The organism is Nonomuraea sp. NPDC049028 (assembly GCF_043197735.1).
Lineage (GTDB): Bacteria > Actinomycetota > Actinomycetes > Streptosporangiales > Streptosporangiaceae > Nonomuraea.
In genome coordinates this window covers 277,463-301,999 of the sequence record NZ_JBICTR010000006.1, presented here as the reverse complement: position 1 = coordinate 301,999, position 24,537 = coordinate 277,463, and the positions used below count along the sequence as shown (strand labels likewise).

The following is a 24,537-nucleotide window of genomic DNA, read 5'->3' as shown; positions in this document are numbered from 1 at the left end:
GCACTCTACCCGGAAGTTCAAATCTGAACAACAAGTACACTGGACGCCGTGACGGACACCGCGTGGCTCGACGAGACGGAGATGGCCGCCTGGCGCGCCTTCCTGTCCACCTCCCACCTGCTGGAGCGGCGCATCGAAGAGCAGCTCAAGGCCGCGGCCGGGCTGACCCATCCGCAGTACGAGGTGCTGGCCCGCCTGGCCGACGCCCCCGGCCGCCAGATGCGCATGACGGAGCTGGCCAGGGGCGTCGTGGTGTCGAAGTCCGCGCTGACCTACCAGATCGGGCAGCTGGAGAAGGCGGGCCTGGTCGAGCGGACCACCTGCCCGTCCGACGAGCGCGGCGTGCTGGCCGTGCTGACCGAGGCGGGCGTCCGCTGCCTGGAGCGGGTCGCCCCCGGCCACGTGGAGGTCGTCCGGGCCTACCTCATCGACCGGATGACCCGCGGCGAGCTGGAGACGATGACCACCGCCATGCGCAAGACCGAGCAGGCACTCCGGCAGTGACCGCTGCTATGCGCAAGACCGGACAGGCACCACGGCAGTGACCGCCGCCGGGCGCGAGACCAGACAGGCACCACGGCAACCGCCGTGATGAACGGTGGTCAGCCCTTGGCGGCTCGGGCCGCGCGCTCCATCTCGACCTTGGCGCTGGCGGCGTACTTGTCGACGTACTCCTGCTCCGACAGCTCCATGAGCGCGTACATGATCTCGTCGGTCACGGCGCGCAGCACCAGCCGGTCCTCCTCCATCCCGTAATAGCGGGAGAAGTCGAGCGGCTTGCCGAAGCGGACCCCGGGCCGGATCCCGAGCTTGGGCAGCGGGTGGCCGGGGGGCATCATCTCGAAGGTGTGGACCATGGCCCACGGGATCACCGGCACCCGCGACATGAGGGCCAGGCGGGCGACGCCCGTCTTGCCCTTGTACAGGCGGCCGTCGGGTGAGCGGGTGCCCTCCGGGTAGATGCCCAGGACGTTGCCCTCGCGCAGCACCCGCATGCCGGTGCGCAGCGCGGCCTCGCTGGCCTTGCCGCCCGAGCGGTCGATCGGCACGGTGCCGACGCCGCTGAAGAACAGCCGGGTGAAGAAGCCCTTGACGCCCCGCCCGGTGAAGTAGTCGGACTTGCCGAGCGAGATGACCTTGCGGCGCAGATGCAGCGGCCCGAAGAAGTGGTCGGCGAACGACAGGTGGTTTCCGGCGAGAATGACCGGCCCCTGCCTGGGCACGTTCTCCACACCCTCCGCCCACGGCCGGAAGACGACGCGGAGGATCGGCCCCAAGATGGCCTTGACCACCCAGTAGAACACCCGGCCACCTCTTCCCCACAGCGCGATCTGTAAGCAAAGTCATCTTCGCATCTCAGAACCGATGCTCCTACCTCACCTCTCGCACAATCCACCTCGATCGTGCGACGATCGGGCAATTCCGGGATGAAATCCCACCGAGGAGCTGTTATGCCGCTCATGCCAGGCGCGGAGCCCTATCACCACGAAGCAGGCCAGGTCGGCGTACTGCTGTGCCATGGCTTCACCGGCACCCCGCAGTCGCTACGGCCTTGGGGCGAGTATCTCGCCGGGCAGGGGGTGAGCGTCTCCCTCCCCCGCCAGCCCGGACATGGCACCACCTGGCAGGAGATGAACCGCACCCGCTGGGACGACTGGTACGCCGAGGTGGAGAAGGCGTTCGAAAACCTCCAGGGCCGCTGCGCGAACGTGTTCGTGGCGGGGCTGTCGCTGGGCGGCTGCCTGGCGCTGCGGCTGGCCGAGGTGCACGGGGACGCGATCAGCGGCGTCATCGTGGTCAACCCGTCGATCGTGCGCGACGTGCCGCTGCTTATGCTGGCCCCGGTGCTCAAGTGGTTCCTGCCGTCGGTGCCGGGGGTGGCCAACGACGTCAAGAAGCCGGGCGTGACCGAACTGGCCTACGCGCGCACGCCGGTGAAGGCGGCCGCCTCGCTGCCCGGCCTGTGGTCACTGGTCCAGGCCGACCTGACGAAGGTGACGCAGCCGCTGCTGGTCTTCCACAGCACCGAGGACCATGTGGTGAAACCGAGGAGCGTGGAGATCATTCGCCAGAACGTACCGCAGGCCACGATCGAGGAGCTTACCGATAGCTACCATGTTGCGACGCTGGACAACGATGCCGACAAGATCTTTGCCGGTAGCCTCGACTTCATCCGGACACATGCCTCGGTACCCTTGCAGAGGGACTGATCGCACCCAGGGGGAAGTCGCGATCGCTGCGGAGAGGCCGATCTAGGTGACGCCCCAGAGTGACGAGGACGAGGTCTGGCGGCAGATCGTCGCGTCCTTCAACGACACAGCCGAGCGCGACTCGGCCGACCAGCCATGGCCGGACAGCGAGAACGTACCGGTCGAACCCATCGCGAGGGTGGTCAAACCCGCGGTCGACGAGGACGCCGACATGGAGGCGGAGCAGGGCGACGAGGACCTCGACGAGGATGAGGACGGCGAGGAGCGCTTCGTGCCCCCGCCGCCGCCCCCGCTGCCCAAGCTCGACCTGCCGACCAAGCTCGCCTGGGTGGCGTTGTTCGGCGGCCCCGCCTACCTGTTGATCGCCGCGATGGCCAACTGGCAGATGGAGGGCTGGGCGCTCTTCACCGCCGTGGCCGCGTTCATCGGCGGCTTCGTGGCGCTGGTGGTGCGGATGGGCGACGGCCCGCCCAACGACGGCTGGGACGACGGCGCCGTGCTCTGAGACCGGCTGGGACTCCTTCAGCGACCGGCTAGGAGTCCTTCAGCGAAGGCTCTCTGAGCCCGAACAGCTCCACCACGTCCGTGTACTGCTCGCGGGCGTCCACGGCGTGACCGACCGCCCAGACGTCGCCCTTGCCCGCGAGGTAGGTGACCGCCTGCAACCGCACGCTGTCCTTGCCCTTCGCGGCGCCGCCCCGGATGATCTCGCAGTCGCTCTTCTCGCAGCGCATCATGAACGGCTCGGTGGCCCGCGACGGGTCGAAGCCGGAGATCCAGAAGCGGCCCTTGCCGTCGCCGGTGACCCCGTAGAGCCGCGACTCGGTCTCGGGCAGCCGCTCGCGCTTCCAGCGCTTGCCGTTCCACGACAGGACGAGCGGGTCGACCTCGCCGTCACTGCCGTAGACCCCGCCCACGGCCAGCGCCCGTTTGGGGCCGTCGACCTGGATGTCGCGCAGGTAGCCGCCGGGAATGTCGGGCACGCGCATGGGCTTCCAGGTGGCGCCCGACAGGTGCATGATCAGCGGTGCCCGGCCGGTGTCGCCGACGGCGAACCCGTTGGACACACCATAGAGCGCGCCCGGCTCCAGGACCTTTCCGTCGTCGTCCCTGGGTGACTCCTGGGTGGTCCACTCGCCGCCCTGGCCGGTGAGGATGAGCCAGGAGTTGTCGCGGCTGCCGACGGCCACGACGCGCCCCGGACGGGCGTCGATGCCGCCGAGCCAGTCGCCCCCGCGCATCCCCTGCGCCCTGACCCGGTCGAAGCCGCCGGCGTCTCCGTGGGCGAGGTAGGGCAGGCCGTCGTGGCCGTCGCCCACGGCCCACACGTCGGACGGTGAGGCGGCGGCCACACCGCGCAGGTTGCCGGCCCCGGTGGCGTCGCGCAGGGTCACCTCGGACCAACTGGAGCCGTTCCAGTGGCGGACCGTGCCGCGGTTCTTCCAGACGTCCCAGATCTCCTGCTGGCCGACGGCCCAGACATCGCCTGACGAGAGCGCGGTAACGTCGGAAAGCGAGCCGTCGGCGTCCAGGCGGACGCTCGTCGACTGCTGCCACGCCTCGATGGTGGCGGGGCGGGGATCGGCATGCGCGGCGGGCGTGACCTGCGACAAGGCCACGGACGTCGCCAAGATCAGGGTGAGCGCACGCCGCTGATAGCGACGGGTCATGAGCAAATGCTACGGGTTCGCGGACCTCCCCGCCCCGTTAGGGCCTGACTAGCAGCTCGGCGAGTACCGGCAGGTGGTCGGTCGCGGCCGCCAGATCGGCCGCGGCGGCGTCCGCGCCGCCGCAGGAGACGACCGTCAGCTCGGGCGCCGCGAACACCGCGTCGATGCGCTCACGCGGTTGCCGGGCGGGGAAGGTCAGCCCGTCGCCCCGGGGCGCGGCCGGCCGGCAGTCGGTGAGCCGCCCGGCCAGATAGCGCCAGGTGGGCTCGGTCTCCTGCTCGTTGAGGTCGCCGCCGATCACGATGGCGGCGCCGTACGCGGCCGCCGTACGCTCCATCAGCGTCATGGCCTCGTACGCGTGCCGCAGCCGGGCCGCGCCGTGGAGATCGAGATGTATCGAGCCGACGGCCAGCGGCACCCCCTCGACGCGCAGGACCGCGACGGCCAGCCCCCGGACCTCCAGGCCGACGAACACCTTCAGCCGGTGGTGCTCGGCCGCCAGCACCTCGATCCCGGGGCGGGCGAACACCGCCACGCCGCCGAGCCGGCCCCCGGCCACCATCCGCAGGCCGCACGCCTCGGCCAGCTCGCGCCGCCGGCCGCGCCAGTTGAGGAAGCGCGGGACCTCCTGGAGGCACAGGATGTCGGCCCGCATCGACTCGATCACCCGGACCAGCGCGGGCACGCTGTCACGCAGCCCGCGGACGTTGTACGTGGCCACGCGCGCCATCGCGGGCGAACCCGGTCAGCGCATCCTGGCGAGGTCGGCCGCGCCGACGACCCCGGCGGCGGCGCCCAGCTCGGCCAGCCGGATCTCGGCCAGCGGCCGGTGTCCCTTGCCGGTGAGCTGCCGGGCGAAGGTCTCGCGGGCCCGGTCGAGGAAGAGATCGGCCGCGCGGGAGACGCCGCCGCCCACGATGAAGCAGCCCGGGTCGAGGATCGCGGCCAAGTCGGCCATGCCCTGGCCGAGCCAGTCGGCGAGGCTGGCGAAGGCGGCGAGGGAGGCCTCGTCGCCCAGCTTGGCCGCCTCGGTGACCTCCTCGCCCTCGATCTTGCCACCGGCCAGGCCGAGCAGGATCTGGGCCCGCTCCGGCTGGGCGGTGGAGATCTGCCTGGCCTCGATGACCAGGGCGTTGCCGCTGGCGTACTGCTCCCAGCAGCCGAGCTGGCCGCACCCGCACAGCCGGCCCTCGGGCACCACCTGCATGTGGCCGAGCTCGGCCCCCATGCCCCAGTGGCCCCTGAACAGCTTGCCGTCGAAGACCAGGCCGCCGCCGATGCCGGTGCCGAGCGTGATGCAGACGACGTGCGACTGACCGCGCCCAGCCCCGAACTTGGTCTCGCCCCAGGCCATGGCGTTGGCGTCGTTCTCGATGACGACCGGCAGCCCGATCAGCCCGCTGATCTTCTTCTGCAGGGGCTCCTCGCGCCAGGCCAGGTTGGGCGCGAACCGCACGACCGACCGGGTCTCGTCGACGAACCCGGCCGCGCCGACGCCGACGGCCTCGATCTCCCTGCCTTGGGCGAGCTCGCGCACGACCTCGGCCACCGTCGCGGCGACCTGCTCGGGCTGGTCGGCCGGGGTGGGCTTGAGCGTGTGGGCGATGATCTCGCCGTCGTCGTCGACCACGCCCGCGGCGACCTTGGTGCCACCGATGTCCACACCGATCGTGAGCATGCCCCTGTGTCTCCTCTATTCCAAACCTGGTCTAACCCAGATCAATATGTTCTACATCGCTGTCGCGACCGCGATCGCCACTCTGATCGTCGCGTGGCCTGCGAGGGGCCGGCCTGCTCAGCGCGTCGATCGTCTGGCGGAACGCGGCGAACAGCTCGCCGCCGGCCGCCACCAGGTGCCCGGCCACGTCGTTGCCGGACTCCCGCTGAGCCGCGATGGCCCGGCAGACCGGGCAGGCGCGGCAGATGTACTCATCGTGGGGCTCGGACACCGCCTCGCTCCACACGTCTCTGTCCCTCTGCCCGCCGCCGCCCCCGGTGAACGAGTTGAGCACGGTCCTGCCGACCTGGCGGGTGGCCCGCCCCTGGATGGTGTCGAAGAGCTTGCGCGCCTCGTCCGTGACGGTGCCGATCGGGTCTCTGTTGCTCTCAGTCATCTGGCCCTCCTGCTGTGAACCGTACCCGGAGCAGGCCGTCGCGGAGCGCCGCGCCGCTGATCCGTCTGCGGGCCAGCGCCGCCGGCAGGGCCAGGATCCTCCGGTAGGGGCCGGCGGTGATGATCAGCTCGTCGCCCTTGCGGGCCAGGTCCACCTCGGCCCGGTCGGCGCCCGGCAGGGCCAGGGTCAGCTCGTCGGCGGACAGCCGCAGCGGCGGCTCCACCTCCGGGGCGGCGAACGGGTCCACCTCGCCGTAGATCGCCCCGCCCACCTGGGCCAGCGCGTCCTTGCCGACCGGCTCGGCCGGAAGGTAGGGCACGACGTGGATGGGCAGCGGCGCGAACGACTCCTCGGCCTCGGCCAGGAGCCTCGACTGGGCCGCCACCCACTGGGCGCGCCACTCGTCGGCGCCCTCGGCGGGGAAGACCCGGTTGGCGATCACCGCGTCGACGCGGTAGCCGTACAGGTTGAGCGAGGTGAGGGTGCGCCTGGCCTCGGCGAGCACCACGGCCTCCGGCGTGAACACCAGGCGCACGGAGGCGTTGTCGCCGGTGAGCAGCTCGCGCACCTCCAGCAGGCCCCGGTGGAAGCGCTCCCCCGCGCTCATGACCTCCTCGCCGGGCGCGCTGACGCGGGCGACGCTGCGCACGAACGGCGAGACGATCTTCATGATCTTGCGGCCGACCGGCATCAGCCTGGTCATGTGCCAGTCGAGCGCCTCGGGCAGGGCCAGCAGGCGCAGGGTCTCGGCGGTGGGGGCGCAGTCGACGACGATGACGTCCCAGCGGCCTTCGCGGGCGTGCTCGCGCAGCTCCAGGAGGGCGATGACCTCCTCGGCGCCGGGCAGGATGGTGATCTCCTCGGAGGTGATCTCGTCCAGGCCCAGCTCGGTGAGCAGCCCCCTGGCGTAGTCCTGCAGCTCGCCCCAGTGGCGCTCCAGCGTCTTCTGGGTGTCGACCTGGTGCAGGTGCAGCCCCGGCGCGACCTCGCCCGGCTCGACGCCGAGCGCGTCGGCCAGCGAGTGGGCGGTGTCGGTGGAGACGATCAGCGTCTTCAGGCCGCGCTTGGCGGCCAGCGTGGCGGTCGCCGCGGCGGCGGTGGTCTTGCCCACACCACCCTTGCCGGTGAAGAGCAGAACTCGCGGGCTCACCTCAGTGCCCTTCGACGCGCTTCTTGAGGCCCTTGAGCGCGGTGTCCACGATGACCTTCTCCGCCTTGCGCTTGATCATGCCGATCATGGGGACCTTGAGGTCGGCCGAGAGCTCGTACGTCACCTCGGTGCCGGTGCCCGTCTCGGCCAGCTGGTAACTCCCCGCGAGCTCGGCGAGCATCTTGCCCGGCTCGACGACCTGCCAGCGGACGCTCTCGTCGTCCTGCCAGGTGTAGCCGAGGGTGTAGGCGTCGCTGATCACTCCGGCGTCCAGGACGAACCGCACCGTCTCCGGCCTGCCGTCGGCCCCGGTGCTGAGGACCTCCGCCTCCTTCACCTGACCCGCCCATTCGGGGTAGGCCGCGAAGTCGGCGATGACGGCCATCACGGCGGCCCGGTCGGCGCCGACGGTGATGCTCGAAGTGGTGCGATCAGCCATGCGACCACCGTACCGGTCGGGTCACCATTCGAGGATGAACGGAACCCCCTTTCCCCGGAAATGACCCACGTTCACGCACTCGGTGCGCCCGATACGGGTGCGCCGGTGCAGTGGCTGGTGCACATGCCCGAACAGGGCGTAGCGCGGCTGCGTCCGCCTGATCGCCGCCAGCGTCGCCTCGCTGCCGCGCTCGAAGCGCCTGGCCACCACGTCGTACAGCAGCTCGGGCACCGCGGGCGGGATGTGACAGCACAGCACGTCGACCTCGCCGACCGCCTCGACCTTGGCGGCGAACTCCTCGTCACTGATCTCGTACGGGGTGCGGTAGGTGGTCTTGAGCCCGCCGCCGACGAAGCCGAACCGCCAGCCGCCGATCTCCACGCTCTGGCCGTCGAGCACCTGGTGACCGTCCTGGAGGTAGTCGGACCACAGGCGCGGGATGTCGACGTTGCCGTAGGTGAGGTAGGCCGGCGCGGGCATGGCCGCGAAGAGCTCTTTGTACTGGGCGCGTACGTTGCGCTCGATGTGCTCGCGCGGATCGCCGTCGAGGGTGGACCACAGCCGCGCCGACATGGCTCTGGCCTCGTCGAAGCGCTTGGCCGTGCGCAGCGCGATGAACTCCGCGGCCCGCTCGGCGCCGAACAGGTCCGGGAAGATGCCCTGCGCGTGGTCGTCGTAGTCGATGAAGAGGATCAGGTCACCGAGACAGATCAGCGCGTCGGCCCCCGCCCCGGCGCCGGCCAGCGCGTCCGCTCTGCCGTGTACGTCGCTGATGACATGGACCCTCATGCGGGAAATCCTATGAGAGCGGCTGCTAGCGTGAGAATGACCCCTACCCGTGGGTAATTCAACGCGATAGCGTCCAGGCGGTCCCCCCGAACAGGAGTTGATTCCGTGCGCGAGTACAGCGTCCCGGTGCTGGTCGACGTACCTGCCTCCGCGAGCCTGCCCGACACGGTCTTCAGGCGGGCCGAACAGGAGCCCGGCGCGGTCGTCATGCGGCGCAAGCAGGACGGGGGCTGGCCCGCCGTCACCGCCTCCGAGTTCCGCGACCAGGTGGTCGAGCTGGCCAAGGCGCTGATCGCGGCGGGCATCGAGCACGGCGACCGGGTCGCGCTCATGTCGCGCACCCGCTACGAGTGGACGCTGATCGACTACGCGATCTGGTCGATCGGCGCGGTCACCGTGCCGATCTACGAGACGTCGGCGGTCGAGCAGGTCAAGTGGATCCTGTCCGACAGTGAGGCCAAGGCGGTGTTCGTCGAGCTCGACGGGCACGAGGAGACCGTGCGCGAGGCCGCGCCCGGCCTGAAGCCGATCTGGCGCGTCGACGAGACCCTCGACGGCTCCGAGGTGACCGACGCCGCCTTCGAAGAGCGGCGCGCCGGGGTCGGTTCGGCCGACCTGGCCACAGTCGTCTACACCTCCGGCACCACCGGCCGGCCCAAGGGCTGCCGGATCACGCACGACAACCTGCTGTTCACCGCCCGCAACGTGGTGGCGGGCCCCCTGGAGGCGCTCTTCGTCGGCAAGTCGCCGGCGGCGCTGCTGTTCCTGCCGCTCGCGCACATCTTCGCCCGCATGATCCAGGTCGCCATCATCGAGGCGGGCGCGATCCTGGCCCACACCCCGAACATGAAGAACGTGGCCCCGGACCTGGCCGAGTTCCAGCCGACGTTCCTGCTCGGCGTGCCCCGCGTGTTCGAGAAGGTCTACAACGGCGCCGAGCAGCGGGCCATCGCCGGCGGCAAGGGCGCGATCTTCGCCCGCGCCGCCGACACCGCCGTCGCGTGGAGCAAGGCCGAGAGCTCCGGCGGCGCGGGCCTGGGCCTGCGCCTGCGGCACGCCCTGTTCGACCGGCTGGTGTACGGCAAGCTCCGCACGGCCACGGGCGGCCGGCTGACGGCGGCGGTGTGCGGCGGCTCGGCCCTCGGCGACCGGCTCGGCCACTTCTTCAGGGGTGTCGGCATCGAGGTGTTCGAGGGCTACGGCCTGACCGAGACCTCGGCGCCCTGCTCGGTCAACATGCCGGGCGCCAACAAGATCGGCACGGTCGGCAAGCCGCTGCCCGGCGTGTCGATCCGCATCGCCGACGACGGCGAGATCCTGGCCAAGGGCCGCCACGTCTTCCACGGCTACTGGCACAACGACCAGGCGACCGCCGAGGCGATCGACGCCGACGGCTGGTACCACACGGGCGACGTGGGCGAACTCGACGCCGACGGCTACCTGCGCATCACGGGACGCAAGAAGGAGATCCTGGTGACGGCGGCGGGCAAGAACGTCGCCCCCGGCCCGCTGGAGGACGCGCTGAGGGCGCACCCGCTGATCTCCCAGGCCATGATCGTCGGCGACGGGCGGCCCTTCGTGGCGACGCTGATCACCCTGGACCCGGAAGCGCTGGACCACTGGAAGTCGGTCAACGGCCTGCCGACGGCTACGCTGAGTGAGCTTTGCACGGATCCGCGGGTGCTGGCGGAGGTGCAGAAGGCCGTGGACACGGCCAATCTGACGGTGTCGAAGGCGGAGCAGATCAAGAAGTTCGCCATCCTGGATGTGGACATCACCGAGGACAGCGGGCACCTGACGCCGACCCTGAAGATCAAGCGCAACGTGGTGATGCGGGACTTCGCCAAGGATGTGGACGCACTGTACAAATGATTACGCTGGGTATAGAAGTCGCTACCCGTTGTCCCGGATTCTCTGGACGCTCTTGACGCCACCCCGCTAGCCTGAGACAGCAATCGGGACCGGAGATCTGATACATCCCCGGTCCCTACCTTCAAAGGTAGGGGAGATAACGGTGAGCATCAAGGAAGCGGGTATGCAGTTCATCGGCAGCATCGAGAACGAATTCGTCCGGATAGGGGCCGACCAGATGGAGATGGGCCAGCAGCTCACTGAACGCATCAACGGCGTCGCGGACCGGGTCAAGACACTGGACGGCAAGGTCGCCGTCCTGGACACCAAGGTCACCGCCCTGGACGCCAAGGTCACCTCCATGCAGGCGTCAATAGACGAGCTCCAGGCCGGGCAGGCATCGATGCAGCAGACCCAGACGGAGATGATGCACATCCTCATCGCCATCCAGCGCAAGCTCGACGTCAACTAACCAGCCACGCGCACGGCCCCCGGCACCACGCCGGGGGCCGTTCGTGTGTCAGCCCTTCGTCGCCCCGCCCGTGAGCCCCTTGACGAACTGCTTCTGCAGCAACAGGTAGAACACCAGGATCGGCAGCGTGGCCAGGAACATGAGCGCGAACATCCCGCCGAAGTCCGCCGCGTACTGCCCGAGCGACTTGTAGATGCCCGTCATGATCGTCGTACCCTCGCGCGGCCCATAGATGATCAGCGGGTTGAGGAAGTCGTTCCAGATCCACACCCCGAGGAAGATCAGCACGCTGGCCGTCGCCGGGCGCAGCAGCGGGAAGACGATCTTCCAGAACGTCTGCCACCGCGTGGCCCCGTCGATGGCCGCGGCCTCCTCCAGCTCCCGCGGCACGCCCTTCATGAAGCCGGAGAAGACGAAGACCCCGAACGGCACGTAGTAGCCGACGTTGAAGAGCACGAGGCCCTGCAGCGTCGACATCAGCCCGAGCGCCTTGAGCACCTGAGTGATCGGGATCAGGATCACCTGCGGCGGGATCATCAGCCCGCACAGCAGCAGGACCATGATCACTCGGGACCACCAGGTGTTCTGCCGGGCCAGGTAGTGGCCGAGCATGGCCGACAGCACCGTCAGGATGATGATCGACAGGGAGGTGACCAGGACGCTGGTCCGCAGCGACGACCAGAAGAGGCTGTCCGGGCTGGTCAGCACCCTGATCAGGTTGTCGAAGGTGGGCGGGATCGGCAGCGACATGGCGCCACTGGCGACCTGCCGGCTCTCCTTGAAGACGTTGATCAGCGCGATGTACAGAGGGATGAAGAACACCCCGCCGACGACCAGCGCGACCAGCGGGCGCAGCCACGGCACGGTGGAGCGCATCAGAGCTGCACCTCCCTTCGCCCCAGCACGCGCAGCGTGATCACCGACAGCAGCGCGATGACGATCAGCATGACGACGGCCTCCGCCGAGGCGTAGCCGGTGCGGTTCTCCACGAACCCCTCCTGCAGGATGACGAGCGCCACGCTCGCGGTCGTCCCCGTACCGGGTCCGCCGTTGGTGATCACCTTCACGTGGTCGAAGATCTTGAACGCGGAGATCAGCAGGACGACCGTGTTGATGGTGAGCGCGGGCGCCAGCAGCGGCCAGGTGACGCTCCAGAACCTGCGCACCGGACCCGCGCCGTCGATCGCCGCCGCCTCGGCCAGCTCCTGGGGTACGCCCTGCAGCCCGGCGAGATAGACGACCACGCAGAATCCGAGCATCTGCCAGCAGACGATCGACGACAGCGAGTAGAGCGCGATGTCCGGGTCGGACAGCCAGCCCGGCGGCTCACTGACGCCCAGCGCCCTGAGCGTCTGGTTGATCGGCCCGTCGTCGGCGAGAATGCGCGTCCAGATGACGCTGATGACCACGGAGCTGATCACCATCGGGGTGAAGAAGACGCTGCGCAGCGCGTTGTACAACCAGCCGCGGCGGTCGAGGAGCACCGCGATGGCGACGCCCAGGACGTTCGGCACGATGACGACGATCAGCGTGAGGATCGTGGTCACCCGCAGCGACTGCAGGAACGTCTCGTCCTGCAGGAGCAACTGGTAGTTGCGCAGCCCGACGAAGTGCGTCTTGGGCCGCAGCAATGCCTGGTCGGTCAGGCTGTAGCCGAAACTGAGCGTGATCGGCAGCACGACGAGGCAGAAGTAGATGAGCGTGCCGGGCGCGGCGAACGACAGGAAATGCCACAGCCCGGCCCCTTTGCCGCCCGGCCGTCGCCGGCGTACTCGGGCCTGCGCGTGGCCGGGCTTGTGATGGTGGATGGTGGTGCCAGCGGCCATCAGGCCAGACCCCTCCTGGTCGGAATCGGATCCCGGTCAGACCGAGGGGCGGGCGCTCGGCGGCCCGCCCCGCCGGATCAGCCGGATTTCTCCCACTCGGTGTCGAGGAAGGCCAGTGCCTGGTCGACCGTCTTCTTGCCGCTGACCAGGTCCTGCGCCGTGGACCAGAACTTGCCCTGCATGCCCGGCAGCATCGCCGTGTCCCCGGCCTCCCAGCTGAACGCGGGGACGGTCGCCTTCTCGTTCAGCGCCTTCTGCCACAGGTCGTAGACGGCCTTGAACACCGGGCCCGTGTCCGACGGCGGCGTGTATCCCTTGATCGCCGGGAAGAGCGCGTCGGCCTTGACCGAGGCGTCCAGGTTCTCCTTGGTGAGCTGGAAGGCCAGCGCAAACTTCTTGGCCGCGGCCATGTTCTTGGCCGTCGCGCTGACGGACAGCCCGCCGCCGGTGAAGGTCGGCATGTGCAGGGCGCCGTCGTCGCCGGGCCAGGCGAAGACCCCGATGTCGTCCTTCATGGGCGAGCCGTCGGCCGCGGCGGCGAACCAGCTGCCCATCGGGTACATCGCGCCCTTGCCGCCGAGGAAGGCCTCCTGCGTCTTGGGGTAGTCCTGCCCGATCTGCCGCTTGTCGAGGTAGCCCTTGGCGGCCAGGTCGGTGAACTTCTGCGTGGCGGCCTTCATGGCCGGGTCGGTGGCGAACTTCACCTCGCCGTTGCGCCGCTTGGTCATCCAGTCGGGCGTCTTGGCGTACAGGTCCGTGGCCAGGATGGCGGTCCACGGCTGGGAGGTGACGAACACGCCGCCCGACACGAACGGGGTGATGCCCTTAGCCTTCAGCTTCTCGGCGTCGGCCAGCAGGTCGGCGTAGGTCTTCGGCGGCTCGGCGATGCCGGCCTTCTGGAACAGCTTCTTGCTGTAGTAGACGTTCGGGATCGTCTGCGTGTTGGTCGGCAACTGGAGGATCTTCCCGTTGACCGCACCGCAGGTCGGACAGAGGAAGTCCTTGAGCTCCTCCGGCGTCCACGTGGCCAGGCTCGGCTCCAGGGCGATCAGGTCCTGCATGCCGATCTGTACGTCAGGCAGCTGCCCGGAAGCGGCCAGTTGCTTGGCGTAGTCGTTGCGCTCGGACTCCGAAGGCGCGGCGACCAGCTCGACCTCCAGGTCGGGGTTGGCCTTGGTCACCAGATCGACCTGGGCCTTCCAGTACGACTCCGGCAGGTTCGGCGAGGGGAACACCAGGAAGGAGACCTTCTGTTTGCCCCCGGAGGCCGGCGCCGAGGACTGGCTTCCGCTGGGCGAATTGCTTGAGCAGGCACTAAGCGCGAGCGCGACGGCGAGTGTCATCGCCCCAGCCGCGAACAGCTTGTTCACTGTGCCACCCTTCTCACTCATCCGATCATTCGGTGGGGGCGCGAAATGATACGTGTGAATAGGTAGGACCACTACTAGGGGTAACAGCTAAGCACTGACAACATAAGGGTTGATCCCACAGAAAGGTAGGATCACTCAGGCTCAGCGCATGCCATGTGATCGGATTGGTATGCGGGGACCGTCAGGGCCCGGCCCCGTCAAGATCAAACGATGACCAGCTCGCCCGCCTGCTCGGACAGCGCGGTCCTGGCCGTCTCGGGCAGCCCGCCGTCGGAGATCACCACGTCGGCCTCGCTGAGCCGGGCGATCGTGCTGATGCCCACGGTCCCCCACTTGGTGTGATCGGCCAGCACGACCAGGCTGCTCGCGGCCTCGACCAGGGCGCGGTCGGTCTCGGCCTCCATCATGTTCGGCGTGGTGAACCCGGCCCGCGTGGTCATCCCGTGCACGCCCAGGAACAGCATGTCCACGTTGAGCAGCCGGATCGCGGCGACCGCCACCGGGCCGACGAGGGCGTCCGATGGGGTACGCACGCCGCCCGTCAGCACCACCGTCTGGTCCGGCCGCCCGCCGTGCTGGAAGACGTCGGCGATGCGCACCGAGTTGGTCACCACGGTCAGGCCGGGCGTGTTCACCAGCTGGTGGGCGAGCGTCCAGGTCGTGGTCCCGGCCGAGAGCGCCACGGCGGTGCCCGGGAACACCAGCTCGGCGGCGCGGCGGGCGATGACCAGCTTCTCGTCCTCCTGCTGGACCGACTTGACGGCGAAGCCGGGCTCGTCGGTCGAGCCGGCGCCGATGACGGTCGCGCCGCCGTGCACCTTGGCCAGCAGCCCCCGCTCGGCCAGCAGCTCGAGGTCGCGGCGGATCGTGATGTCCGAGACGCCGAACTCGCGCACCAGGTCGACCACCTTGACGGCGCCGTTCAGCCGTACGAGCTCCAGAATCGTCTGCTGTCGCTGGACGGCGAGCATCGCATCACCCAGTTCCCAACAGTTTCCCGACATTTCCCGACATGCCATTCGGACGCATCATGACACGCCACCTGCGGATTTCAAGGCCCGTGCTCGGTTGTGGTGGTAAGTGAGCGGCGTTCGACATCAAATCGTGCGTTGACAGCTGGTTGAGTGTGCTCTTCTCTGAAGGAAATCGAGCGAATTCGGGGGAATTTGAGGGTCCTGGCAAGGAGGAACCACCATGGTCCAACGTCTGCCGATCTCCCGTCGTAACCTGCTGCTCGGCGCGGCCGCCACCTTCGGCGTCCCGGCCATCCTGGCCGGCTGCGGCTCCAGTCAGCCCGCCGCGCCGCCGGGTGGTAAGTCATCCGGAAACCTGGGCACGGTCACGTTCGGCTCCAACGCCTCGGACGAAATCCCCAAGAAGTCCCTCGAAACCGTGTTAAAGGGCTTCACCCAGGCCCAGGTGAAGATCAATACCGTGGACCACAACACGTTCCAGGAGAACATCAACCGCTACCTCAAAGGCACGCCGGACGATGTCTTCACCTGGTTCGCCGGATATCGCATGCAGTTCTTCGCCGAGCAGGGGCTCGCGACCGACATCTCGGACGTGTGGCGGGAGATCGGGAGCGACTACACACCCGCCTTCAAGGCCGCCTCGACGGGCACCGACGGTAAGCAGTACTTCGTGCCGTTCACGTACTATCCGTGGGCCGTCTTCTATCGCAAGAGCGTGTGGCAGGAGAAGGGCTATGAGCCGCCCAAGACGCTGGACGAGTTCACCGCGCTGGCCAAGAAGATGAAGGCCGACGGGCTGATCCCGATCGGGTTCGCCGACAAGGACGGCTGGCCCGCGATGGGCACGTTCGACATCATCAACATGCGGACGAACGGCTACGACTTCCACATCTCGCTCATGGGCGGCAAGGAGTCGTGGACCGACCCCAGGGTCAAGCAGGTCTTCGACACCTGGCGCGGGCTGATGGAGTATCACCAGCCCGCCGCGCTGGGCCGTACCTGGCAGGAGGCCGGGCAGGCGCTGCAGCAGAAGAAGACCGGCATGTACCTGCTCGGTATGTTCGTCGCCCAGCAGTTCCCGGAGAACGAGCGCGACGACATCGACTTCTTCACCTTCCCCGAGATCAATCCGACCTACGGCACCGACTCCATCGACGCGCCGATCGACGGCTACATGATCTCGGGCAAGGCCAAGAACGTCGACGGGGCCAAGGCCGTGCTCAAGCACCTGGCCCAGGGCAGCTCGCAGAACATCGCCACCAAGCTGGACCCGGGCACCCTGGCCGCCAGCTCCAAAGCCGACACCAGCGGGTACAGCACGCTGCAGAAGCGGGGCGCCGAGCTGGTGTCCAAGGCGACGCACCTGGCCCAGTTCCTCGATCGTGACACCCGGCCCGACTTCGCCTCAACGGTGATGATCCCGTCGCTGCAGTCGTTCGTCGGCAAGCCGAACGAGATCGACTCCTTGCTGGCGAGCATCGAGAAGCAGAAGACCAACATCTTCCGCTGATGGCCGCCAAGACCCGTCGCTACTCCGCCCGCGACGTGACCATCCTGGTCATCGGGCTGGGGGTGGCCATCATCGTCAACGTGGGCCTCATCTGGGGGCCCACGCTGGCCTCCATCGGATTGTCGGGCACCGACTGGAACGGCATCAAGCCGATGGAGTGGGTGGGCGGCCGGAACTACACCGACCTGGTCAACGACTATCCGCCGTTCTGGTCGGCCATCCGCAACAACGTGCTCTGGCTGGGCTTCCTCGGCCTGGTCGCGACGCCGTTCGGGCTGTTCTGCGCGGTGCTGCTGGACCGGCGGCTGCGGCTGTCGCGCGTGTACCAGAGCGCGCTGTACACGCCGGTCGTGCTGTCGCTGGCCGTCGTGGGATTCATCGCGCAGCTCGTCTACTCCTCCGACTACGGCGTGCTGAACGCGGTGACCGGGCTGACCGTGGACTGGCTGGGCGACCGGTCGATCAACATCTGGGTGGTCATGGTGGCGGCCGGCTGGCGGCACGTCGGGTACGTGATGATCATCTATCTGGCCGGGCTGAAGGCGGTCGATCCCGCGCTCAAGGAGGCGGCCGCGATCGACGGGGCCAACGAGGCGCAGGCGTTCTTCCGGGTGGTGTTCCCGACGCTGCGCCCGGTCAACGTGATCGTGCTGGTGATCACGGTCATCGAGGCGCTGCGCGCCTTCGACATCGTCTACGCCATCAACAAGGGCAGGAACGGGCTGGAGCTGCTGTCGGTGCTGGTCACCGAGAACATCGTGGGCGAGGCGAGCCGCATCGGGTTCGGCTCGGCCATCGCGGTGATCCTGCTGGTGATCACGCTCGGGTTCATCGTCACCTACCTGTCGCAGCTGTTCAGGGAGGAACGATGACGCTCACCGCGCCCATCACCACGCCCCCGGTCCAGGATCGCCGGGAGCCGGTGCGCCGCCGGGCGCGTCCGCTGCGGATCCTGCTGCACGTCTTCCTCGGCCTCGTGGCGCTGGGCTGGGTCCTGCCGCTCGCGCTGGCGCTCTACGCCTCGCTGCGCCCGTACGACGAGACCGCGCGGCTGGGGTACTTCTCGCTGCCCGAGCACCTGACGCTGGACTACTACGGACAGGCGTGGAGCCAGGCCGACCTGCCCCGCTACTACCTCAACACGCTGATCATCGTGATCCCGGGGGTGCTGATCACGCTGTTCATGGCCTCGTTCACCGCGTTCGCGATCGCGCGGCTGCGCATTCCGGGGCGCAAGGCGCTGCTGATCACGTTCACGGCGGGCAACCTGCTGCCGCCGCAGGTGCTCATCACCCCGCTCTACACCCTCTACACGCTCGTGCCGCTGCCCGCGTGGCTGTCGGACTCGCAGTCGCTGTACGACTCCTACCTCGGGCTGATCCTGGTGCACGTGGCGTTCCAGTTCGGCTTCTGCGTGTTCGTCATGTCGAACTTCATGCGCACGATCCCGGAGGAGATCACCGAGGCGGCGCTGGTCGACGGAGCGAGCGTGTGGCGCCGCTACTGGCAGCTCACGCTGCCGCTGTGCCGCCCGGTGCTGGCGGCGCTGGCCACGCTGGAGTTCACCTTCATGTACAACGACTTCCTGTGGGCGCTGGTGCTGATGTCGTCGGGCGACAAACTGCCCGTCACCTCGGCCCTGAACAACCTGCGCGGCCAGTTCTTCACCGACTACAACCTGCTGGCGGCCGGGTCGATGCTGGTCGCGCTGCCGACGCTGATCGTCTTCCAGATGCTGCACAAGCAGTTCGTCGCCGGACTCACCCTGGGGGCCACCAAGGGCTAAAGGAGCGCCTGGAAGCGGGCGGCGACCAGGTCCCAGGTCCACTCGCCGGCGATCCAGTCGCGGCCCCGGGCGCCCATCTTCCGGGCCCGTTCGGGGTCGCCGAGCAGCTCGATCAGGGCCGCTGCGACCTCCGCCACGTCGGTGCCGTCGACGACGAGGCCGGTCTCGCCGTGCCGTACCGCGTCCGGGGCGCCGCCGGACGCGCCCGCGACGACCGGCAGGCCGGTCGCCGATGCCTCCAGGAACACGATCCCCAGCCCTTCGACGTCGACGCCGCCCAGCCGGGTACGGCACGGCATCGCGAACACGTCGGCGGCGGCGTAGTAACCGGCCAGGCTCCCCGCCGGGACCGTCCCGGTGAAGCGGACGGACTCCTGCCCCCGCGCCAGCTTCTCCAGCCTCTTGCGGTACGGCCCGCCGCCCACGAACAGCAGCACCGACTCCGGCACCGCCCGCAGCACCCGGGGCCAGGCCCTGATGAGCTGGTCCTGGCCCTTGCGCGGCACCAGCCTCGACACGCAGATCACCACCGGCCGCCCGGCCAGCCCGAGCTCGGCCTTGGGCGCGTCCGGGTGGAACTGGCCGGTGTCCACGCCCGGCGCCAGACGTACCAGCTTGGCCGGCGAGATCGCCGCGGCCAGCCGGGCGCGCGTGTACTCGCCGAGGTAGGTCACCACGTCGGCGTGCGCGCCGATCCTGCGCAGCGCCCCGCGGAACAGCGGCGCGCTCGCCCACGACGCCTCGTGGCCGTGGGTGAGCATCACCACGCGCCGCGCGCCGGCCGCCCGTAACCCCGGCGCGAGCAGGCCCAGCGGGGCCGCCGAGCCGAACACCACGGTGTCCGCCCGCTGCTCGGCCAGCAGGCGGGCGGCCCGGCGGGCGACCGCCGGGGTGGGCAGCATGAGCGAGGTGGGGTGCCGGACGATCCGGTACGGCTGGCGGCTGTCGAACTCCGCGCACCCCTGCCAGGCCGGAGCGTAGACGGCCACGCCAGGGGTGCGCAGGGCCAGCCCGTGCACGAACGACTGGATGCCGCCCGGCCGGGGCGGGAAGTCGTTCGTGACGATGAGCACGCCGGTCACGGCTGCTGCTGGCCGTTCAGCGCGGCCCACTCCCGGGCCATGGCGATGCGTTGGGGGCCGGTGGGGTGTGACGCATAGAGGGCATATTCCACCGGATCCGGCGACAAGTCGGAAATATTGGTAATTGCCAGGCGTTTCTGCATGGAGATGAAGGTGGCCGGGTCCTTCGTGAGGTTCAGGGCGTGGAGGTCGGCGCGGGCCTCGATGTGGCGGCTGACCACGTTCTGGGCCGGTCCTGAGATGACCGTGGCCAGGCTCATCAAGCCCATGATCACTCCTACCGCCCGTGGATCGGCCGCCGAGGCGATGCCCGTGCGCCGCCGCAGCATGCCCAGCAGCAGGAACAGCAGGATCGCGCCGAACGCGGCGCCCAGCCCGCCCACCAGCGTGCCGACCAGCACGTCCCCGTACTTGGCGTGGCCCAGCTCGTGCGCCACGACCAGCTCGACCTCGGACTGCGGGGCCCGCAGCAGCGTGTCGTACACGACGATCCGGCGCGTGGCGCCGAAGCCGGAGACGTAGGCGTTGAGCGCGTTCGTCCGGCGGGAGGCGTCGGCGATCAGCACGTCCTCGACCGGGACATGGGCGCGCTCGGCCAGCATCATCAGGTTCGCCCTGAGCGCGCCGCCCGGCATCGGCCGGAAGTCGTTGAACAGCGGCTCGAACACGACCGGGTACACGAACGAGGCCACCAAGGTGAACGCGAACGCGCCCGCGGCGGCCGGGATCCACCAGCGCCGCAGCCACCTGGCCAGCGCCACCACGACCAGCACCATGATGGACTGCAGCACCACGTTCACGGCCAGGCTCTTGAGCCGGTCGCCGGTCCAGCCGGCCCAGTCCTGCGTGGACAGGCCGTAGTCGCGCAGCCGCACCTCGTACCAGATGCCCAGGGGCCACCTGATCGCCTCGACGATCGCGGTCAGCACCACCACCCCGAGCACGACCCGCACCCACCACGGCCCGCGCAGCTTACTCAGCACCTTGGCACCGAACGGCGTGAGCACGAGCAACCCCGCGAACAGCACGGTCAGCCCGAGGGAGAGGTAACCGGGCAGGCTCGTGGCCGCGTCGAAGGCGGCGGCCCTGGCGATCTCGGCGGCACTGAAGTCGCGCGCCGGATCCGGCGTCACCGTGGGGGTGCCCGAGGGCATCACCCGCCAGGGCGTCGTGAACGCCACCACGGCCAGGATCACCACACCGAGCACGACCAGCGCCCAACCGGCACCGGCCCGGCCGAACGCGACGTCCCCACCGTCCGCGACCCAGCCACCTGACACGGCACGGTCGCTCGGCGCGGCACGGTCGTCTGGCGCGGCACGGTCGCTCGCTGTGGCACGGTCGTCTGGCACGGCGCGGTCCCTTGGTGCGGCGCGGTCGTGTGGCGCGGCGGTACCGCCTGACGTGGCGGGGTCGCTTGATGCGGCGTCCTCGCCGGGCTGTGGTGCCGGGTTCCGATCGGGGCCCGCGTCGTCGTCAGGCGGCGGCATGCTGTCGTCGGTGCCCTGCAGATCGTCCATCCGCGTTCCCCTTACGCAAGCTGGTCCCGCACGTAGTCGCGCCACCGTGCCGTCAGCGTCCCTGCCGAGAGCCCGAGCCTGGTGAGCCCCCGGTCGATGCCACCCGTCTGGGCATCACGGTAGAGCCTCACCAGAGTCCCCTCACCGAACCGCTCGGCGATGAAGCGACACGCCAGCCACGCCTCCTGGTACGCCCGTGCCAGACGTGCAGGCTCCCGGCTGGACGGTGCGAATGCCGCAGGCCCTGGCAATTCGCCCGGCAAGTGCCCGGCCCGCACCTCGGCGGCCAACTCAGCGGCGGCCACCCGGACCGGCAACCCCGCGTCCCGGTAGCCCACGTAGTCGGCGAACCCCTCATAGAGCCACACCGGCAACCGCTTCGTCCCGGCCGCGACGTGAGTGAGCTCGTGCGTGAGCACGATGTCCCGCCCGGTGGGGGTCAGCCGGGCGAAGTTCTCGGGCACCACGACCACTCTCCCGCCATCGGCCACCGCCGCCAGCCCGTCGACACTCCCCACCCCGGCCACCCGAGCAGCCTCGGCCGCCGAGCCGGGCACGAGCACCACGGGCCGTACGGGGCGGCCGAGCACGGCGGAGACCCGCGACCCGGCGGCATCGGCCCGGCGCGCCAGATCACGAAGCGACTCGGGCGCCGCGTGCTGACCGACGACGACCGAACGCACACCTCGTACGACCTCGGAGCCGTCCCCCCAGAGTCCCCGCGCCTCCGCCGGAAGCTCACGATCACCGGCCGCCGGGGTGTGGACGGTCGCCGACTGATCAGGCCCACCGGTCGACAGGTCACGAACCGCTGCCGAGAGGCCGTCCGTCCCTGGAGACCGGTGCGGGGCGGCGCTGGCCGAGGCGAGGGCCAGGAGCAGCACCCCCACCCCCAAGACTCGGCGGCTCACCTGCACGGACACGTTCCCCGATCGTAGTCGTCCCGCGCCGCGAACCGGCCGTCGCGGAGAGACCCGGCTCCTCGTCGCGCAGAGGCCCGGCACGTCGTCGCGCAAAGCGTCGGCTCGTCGTCGCGGAAGGGCCCGGAACACGCGAAGGTCCCGTCCCAGCTGGGACGGGACCTTCGTGACGGTCTTGCAGGCCGGATCAGGCCGGACTTACAGGCCGGGACGCACCGCGCCCACGAACGACGCCTTGCGCCATCCGCTGAGCTTCTCGACGCGCACCGTCGAACCCGTCCTCGGCGAATGGACCATCTTGCCGTTGCCGACATACATGCCCACATGGCCGAGCCCATAGAAGAACATCAGGTCACCTGGCTTCAGATTCTTCCAGGAGACCTTCTTCTTGATGCGGGCGAACTGGCTGTTCGTCACGCGCGGGATCTTGACGCCGGCCTTCTTCCAGGCGTACTGGACGAGACCGGAGCAGTCGAAGGAACCAGGTCCTGTGGCCCCGTAACTGTACGGGTCACCGATCTGGTCCTTGGCCACGGCGACGGCCGTACGGGCCTTCACCTTTTGCCGAGCGACCGCTGTTTGTTGCGCGACCTTCTTCACGGACCTGACGGCTTTCGCCGCTGTATTGGTCCCGGAAACTTCGGCCGCATCACGCGTTGTCGCCGCCTGCGCCGTCGGGGCAGGGAGGACCAAACCTCCGGCCGTCACGGTCATCGTGAGCGCTGCGCCACTCAGGGCAATGCGGGACAGACGGGGGTTACTGGGGGAGGTAGACAGGATTTCTCCTTGGGACTTCCACGAACGCCTACCGGGTTAGCTGACGGATTCGGGCCTGGAAGTCGCCCTACGGCGCAATACGCGCCGATTCACCCCTGATCCCGGGAGCGGGATCGCTGGGTCCCCGGCTCCGTGCCTCCTGGCTGCACGGACTCGGCAGGCCACCGCCACGTAATGACATGTAGAAGGGCGGCGACCTAACGGATTTCTTTTCTGTCCACATCGGGGACCCGATGGAGAGTCGCGACGCCATGGCTTGTTCGCCGCGACGCCAGAAGCTACGCCCTTGAGTAACGAGCTGGCAAAGCCGTCATGGGGTTGTCAGGATCACTCAGAGGTGTCAGTAAAGTCCCCAACCCCAGCTGGAGCGCCGGGTTATGTTATTCAAATGTGACCCTTCTCACACTTGACGACACAGTGATCTGTCAGGTCCCTTTTGTCACTCTTGTCACACTGGTCCCGCTAGCAACACGCCCAGAGGGCGCGTGATCGTGTCGCGACTGCGCGGATGTGGCCGTCGCCAGGGTCGCCGACGGGCCGGGATCAGTGATCGTCGTCACCCGCTGAAGGCGTTCCAGCAGCGTTCAGCGACCCGGCCAGCGGCATCGGCCTGCGCGCCGAGGTCCGGCGACCAGCAAATCGGGATCAGTTGAACAGCCGGTCGGGTGCAGTTGAATAAGCGGCCAGAGCCCGTTGAACAGCCGGTCGGAGCCCGCTGACCACCGGGCCGAGTTCGTTGACCACCGGGCCGAGTTCGTTGACCACCCGGCCGAGGTCCATTGACCACCCGGCCGAGGTCCATTGACCACCGGGCCGAGGTCCGTTGGCCGGCAAGCCGGCAAGCCCACGTGGACCGCCAAGCGTTAATCGGCGGACCATCCGGTCCATGGCCACCGGAAACCACGGACCGGGTCAAGAGGACGCACGTCACGGCGCCCAGCGCGCTCCACCGGAGGAGCGTGTCCCTGGACAGAGCCCAGCCACGGACGGCGGGTGGGGCTCACCGTGCTTGCCGTACAGAAATCAGTGGTTCTTCACCCGGAACAACCTACGGACGGATAGCTCCCACCAGGGTGCCGCCATAGGAGGACAGAGTGACGACCTTGACCACGTCGCCGGTCTGGGGGGCGTGCACGATCTGCCCGTTGCCCGCATAAATGCTGACATGCCCAAGCCCTGAGCTGAAGATCAGGTCGCCGGGCTGCAGGTCCTTCAGATCCACCTTGCGGGACGACCCCCAGGCCCACTGCTGCCACGTGGTCCGGGGCAGCGACACGCCCCCAGCGCGCCACGACGCCTGCGTGAGGCCCGAGCAGTCCCAGCCGCTCGGTCCCGTGCCGCCGAACACGTACGGCTTGCCCACCTGCGCGTAAGCGAACCTGAGCACCGCCGCCGCGTTGCCGGAGGCCGAGCCCGTGTACTTGATGCCGGTGCTGTTGGGGTCACCGGTCTTGTAGGCGCCGAGCTTGTCCAGCAGCTTCTTCTGCTTCGCGATCAGCTTGCGGACCTCCGAGCGCTCCTTCTCGACCCCGTCGCGCTCCTTGTCGGCCGCCTGCAGCGCCGCCTCGGCCTTGTCGCGTTCGTCCTTGAGCCCGCGGTTCTCGCGATCGAAGGCCGCCAGCCGCGCCACCTTCTCCTCCGACAGCTGCCCCGCGAGCGCCATGCCGCCCAGCAGGCCCGTGGGATCCGGCTGGCCGATCATCGTGGGCCAGGAAGTGGCGTCGGGGCCGCGCGTGTAGGTATCGACGGCCATGTCGATGACCTGGGCGCGCAGGGTGGCGACCGTCTCAAGCTTGCGTTTGTAGCTGGCGTTCAGCTTGCCGTATTCGCCTTGGGCCGCCTTGTACTTCTCGGTCGCCGTGTTGTAGCGGTCGACGACCTTGTCGGCCTGATCGTTCAGCTTCTTGAGCTTGGCTTTCGCCTGTTTGATCGTGGGCTTCGGCGCGGCCAGTGCCTCGCTTGTGGGGAAAAGCAGCAGCCCGATCGCGAGTCCCGCGGCCAGTGGCGCCCGGCCAAACCTCACAGTGTCGCCTCCAGGGGAATATATCTGGGGCGAAATGGTACAGAAGTGGCGGGT

General features: G+C 68.9%; 26 protein-coding genes and 1 riboswitch. Of the genes, 8 read left to right on the top strand and 18 right to left on the bottom strand.

Annotation, left to right across the window (positions count from 1 at the left end):
- Positions 1-48 precede the first annotated feature (48 nt).
- The gene (locus tag ACGFJ2_RS24780) at positions 49-504 is read left to right on the top strand and encodes a MarR family transcriptional regulator (RefSeq protein WP_358538527.1); all 456 of its coding nucleotides are present in this window, start codon (positions 49-51) and stop codon (positions 502-504) included.
- A gap of 98 nt (positions 505-602) precedes the next feature.
- Here the strand turns inward: ACGFJ2_RS24780 and ACGFJ2_RS24775 are convergent, their stop codons facing one another.
- Positions 603-1,304, bottom strand: a complete 702-nt coding sequence (locus ACGFJ2_RS24775; protein ID WP_225298509.1) for a 1-acyl-sn-glycerol-3-phosphate acyltransferase — start codon at positions 1,302-1,304, stop codon at positions 603-605.
- Between the two features lie 147 nt (positions 1,305-1,451).
- Here ACGFJ2_RS24775 and ACGFJ2_RS24770 point away from each other — a divergent pair, with 147 nt between their 5' ends.
- The gene (locus ACGFJ2_RS24770) at positions 1,452-2,210 is read left to right on the top strand and encodes an alpha/beta fold hydrolase (RefSeq protein ID WP_357945054.1); all 759 of its coding nucleotides are present in this window, start codon (positions 1,452-1,454) and stop codon (positions 2,208-2,210) included.
- A 46-nt stretch (positions 2,211-2,256) separates the two neighbouring features.
- Positions 2,257-2,715, top strand: a complete 459-nt coding sequence (locus tag ACGFJ2_RS24765; protein WP_357945051.1) for a hypothetical protein — start codon at positions 2,257-2,259, stop codon at positions 2,713-2,715.
- A gap of 28 nt (positions 2,716-2,743) precedes the next feature.
- Here ACGFJ2_RS24765 and ACGFJ2_RS24760 read toward each other — a convergent pair whose 3' ends face one another.
- Genes ACGFJ2_RS24760 through ACGFJ2_RS24730 form a run of 7 tightly spaced genes read right to left on the bottom strand, consistent with a single transcriptional unit; the run spans position 2,744 to position 8,372 of the window.
- The gene (locus ACGFJ2_RS24760; protein ID WP_357945049.1) at positions 2,744-3,880 is read right to left on the bottom strand and encodes a hypothetical protein; all 1,137 of its coding nucleotides are present in this window, start codon (positions 3,878-3,880) and stop codon (positions 2,744-2,746) included.
- Positions 3,881-3,917: 37 nt separating this feature from the next.
- Positions 3,918-4,610 carry an endonuclease/exonuclease/phosphatase family protein gene (locus ACGFJ2_RS24755; RefSeq protein WP_357945046.1) on the bottom strand — a complete coding sequence of 231 codons (693 nt, stop codon included), beginning with the start codon at positions 4,608-4,610 and terminating at the stop codon, positions 3,918-3,920.
- Between the two features lie 15 nt (positions 4,611-4,625).
- The gene (locus ACGFJ2_RS24750) at positions 4,626-5,558 is read right to left on the bottom strand and encodes an ROK family glucokinase (protein ID WP_357945043.1); all 933 of its coding nucleotides are present in this window, start codon (positions 5,556-5,558) and stop codon (positions 4,626-4,628) included.
- A 31-nt stretch (positions 5,559-5,589) separates the two neighbouring features.
- Positions 5,590-5,994, bottom strand: a complete 405-nt coding sequence (locus tag ACGFJ2_RS24745) for a hypothetical protein (RefSeq protein ID WP_393471947.1) — start codon at positions 5,992-5,994, stop codon at positions 5,590-5,592.
- Entirely contained in the window at positions 5,987-7,144 is a 1,158-nt protein-coding gene (locus ACGFJ2_RS24740; RefSeq protein ID WP_393471944.1) for an ArsA family ATPase, read from the bottom strand. Before ACGFJ2_RS24740 ends, ACGFJ2_RS24745 begins: the two co-directional genes overlap by 8 nt.
- Before the next feature lies 1 nt (position 7,145).
- Positions 7,146-7,583, bottom strand: coding sequence for an SRPBCC family protein (locus ACGFJ2_RS24735; protein WP_357945038.1), 438 nt, complete (start codon positions 7,581-7,583; stop codon positions 7,146-7,148).
- Positions 7,584-7,604: 21 nt separating this feature from the next.
- Positions 7,605-8,372 carry a metallophosphoesterase gene (locus tag ACGFJ2_RS24730; protein ID WP_357945035.1) on the bottom strand — a complete coding sequence of 256 codons (768 nt, stop codon included), beginning with the start codon at positions 8,370-8,372 and terminating at the stop codon, positions 7,605-7,607.
- A 105-nt stretch (positions 8,373-8,477) separates the two neighbouring features.
- Here ACGFJ2_RS24730 and ACGFJ2_RS24725 point away from each other — a divergent pair, with 105 nt between their 5' ends.
- Positions 8,478-10,244: an AMP-dependent synthetase/ligase gene (locus ACGFJ2_RS24725; protein ID WP_393471941.1), complete on the top strand. Its 1,767-nt coding sequence runs from the start codon at positions 8,478-8,480 to the stop codon at positions 10,242-10,244.
- A 142-nt stretch (positions 10,245-10,386) separates the two neighbouring features.
- Complete coding sequence (locus ACGFJ2_RS24720; protein ID WP_393471938.1) at positions 10,387-10,695, top strand: hypothetical protein; 309 nt, start codon at positions 10,387-10,389, stop codon at positions 10,693-10,695.
- Positions 10,696-10,743: 48 nt separating this feature from the next.
- On the opposite strand, the gene ACGFJ2_RS24715 is transcribed toward ACGFJ2_RS24720, so the two are convergent.
- The 4 genes from ACGFJ2_RS24715 to ACGFJ2_RS24700 all read right to left on the bottom strand — a co-directional run bounded on the left by ACGFJ2_RS24715 (position 10,744) and on the right by ACGFJ2_RS24700 (position 14,862).
- Positions 10,744-11,571, bottom strand: a complete 828-nt coding sequence (locus ACGFJ2_RS24715; protein WP_357945026.1) for a carbohydrate ABC transporter permease — start codon at positions 11,569-11,571, stop codon at positions 10,744-10,746.
- Complete coding sequence (locus ACGFJ2_RS24710; RefSeq protein WP_357945024.1) at positions 11,571-12,521, bottom strand: sugar ABC transporter permease; 951 nt, start codon at positions 12,519-12,521, stop codon at positions 11,571-11,573. Before ACGFJ2_RS24710 ends, ACGFJ2_RS24715 begins: the two co-directional genes overlap by 1 nt.
- A gap of 77 nt (positions 12,522-12,598) precedes the next feature.
- Complete coding sequence (locus ACGFJ2_RS24705) at positions 12,599-13,891, bottom strand: ABC transporter substrate-binding protein (protein ID WP_393471934.1); 1,293 nt, start codon at positions 13,889-13,891, stop codon at positions 12,599-12,601.
- Positions 13,892-14,094: 203 nt separating this feature from the next.
- A complete protein-coding gene (locus ACGFJ2_RS24700; protein WP_357945019.1) occupies positions 14,095-14,862 on the bottom strand; it encodes a DeoR/GlpR family DNA-binding transcription regulator in 768 nt (255 codons plus the stop codon).
- Positions 14,863-15,085: 223 nt separating this feature from the next.
- Here ACGFJ2_RS24700 and ACGFJ2_RS24695 point away from each other — a divergent pair, with 223 nt between their 5' ends.
- The 3 genes from ACGFJ2_RS24695 to ACGFJ2_RS24685 are packed head-to-tail and all read left to right on the top strand — an operon-like array spanning position 15,086 to position 18,161.
- Positions 15,086-16,375: an ABC transporter substrate-binding protein gene (locus tag ACGFJ2_RS24695; RefSeq protein WP_393471930.1), complete on the top strand. Its 1,290-nt coding sequence runs from the start codon at positions 15,086-15,088 to the stop codon at positions 16,373-16,375.
- Positions 16,375-17,247 carry a sugar ABC transporter permease gene (locus ACGFJ2_RS24690; RefSeq protein WP_357945015.1) on the top strand — a complete coding sequence of 291 codons (873 nt, stop codon included), beginning with the start codon at positions 16,375-16,377 and terminating at the stop codon, positions 17,245-17,247. Before ACGFJ2_RS24695 ends, ACGFJ2_RS24690 begins: the two co-directional genes overlap by 1 nt.
- Positions 17,244-18,161 carry a carbohydrate ABC transporter permease gene (locus ACGFJ2_RS24685; RefSeq protein WP_357945012.1) on the top strand — a complete coding sequence of 306 codons (918 nt, stop codon included), beginning with the start codon at positions 17,244-17,246 and terminating at the stop codon, positions 18,159-18,161. The genes ACGFJ2_RS24690 and ACGFJ2_RS24685 overlap by 4 nt, the downstream gene beginning before the upstream one ends.
- Here ACGFJ2_RS24685 and ACGFJ2_RS24680 read toward each other — a convergent pair.
- The 6 genes from ACGFJ2_RS24680 to ACGFJ2_RS24655 form a co-directional block, all read right to left on the bottom strand.
- A complete protein-coding gene (locus tag ACGFJ2_RS24680) occupies positions 18,158-19,243 on the bottom strand; it encodes a glycosyltransferase family 4 protein (protein WP_393471925.1) in 1,086 nt (361 codons plus the stop codon). The genes ACGFJ2_RS24685 and ACGFJ2_RS24680 overlap by 4 nt on opposite strands.
- Positions 19,240-20,763 (bottom strand): M48 family metallopeptidase, encoded by a 1,524-nt coding sequence (locus tag ACGFJ2_RS24675; RefSeq protein WP_393471922.1) that lies wholly within the window; start codon positions 20,761-20,763, stop codon positions 19,240-19,242. The genes ACGFJ2_RS24680 and ACGFJ2_RS24675 overlap by 4 nt, the downstream gene beginning before the upstream one ends.
- 11 nt (positions 20,764-20,774) lie before the next feature.
- Positions 20,775-21,686 (bottom strand): hypothetical protein, encoded by a 912-nt coding sequence (locus ACGFJ2_RS24670; RefSeq protein WP_393471919.1) that lies wholly within the window; start codon positions 21,684-21,686, stop codon positions 20,775-20,777.
- A 195-nt stretch (positions 21,687-21,881) separates the two neighbouring features.
- Positions 21,882-22,397 carry a C40 family peptidase gene (locus tag ACGFJ2_RS24665; RefSeq protein WP_357945002.1) on the bottom strand — a complete coding sequence of 172 codons (516 nt, stop codon included), beginning with the start codon at positions 22,395-22,397 and terminating at the stop codon, positions 21,882-21,884.
- 73 nt (positions 22,398-22,470) lie between these two features.
- Positions 22,471-22,629, bottom strand: a riboswitch (cyclic di-AMP (ydaO/yuaA leader).
- Positions 22,630-23,105: 476 nt separating this feature from the next.
- Positions 23,106-23,240: a hypothetical protein gene (locus ACGFJ2_RS24660; protein WP_393471915.1), complete on the bottom strand. Its 135-nt coding sequence runs from the start codon at positions 23,238-23,240 to the stop codon at positions 23,106-23,108.
- Between the two features lie 268 nt (positions 23,241-23,508).
- Positions 23,509-24,483, bottom strand: coding sequence for a C40 family peptidase (locus tag ACGFJ2_RS24655; protein WP_357945000.1), 975 nt, complete (start codon positions 24,481-24,483; stop codon positions 23,509-23,511).
- Between the last annotated feature and the right edge of the window lie 54 nt (positions 24,484-24,537).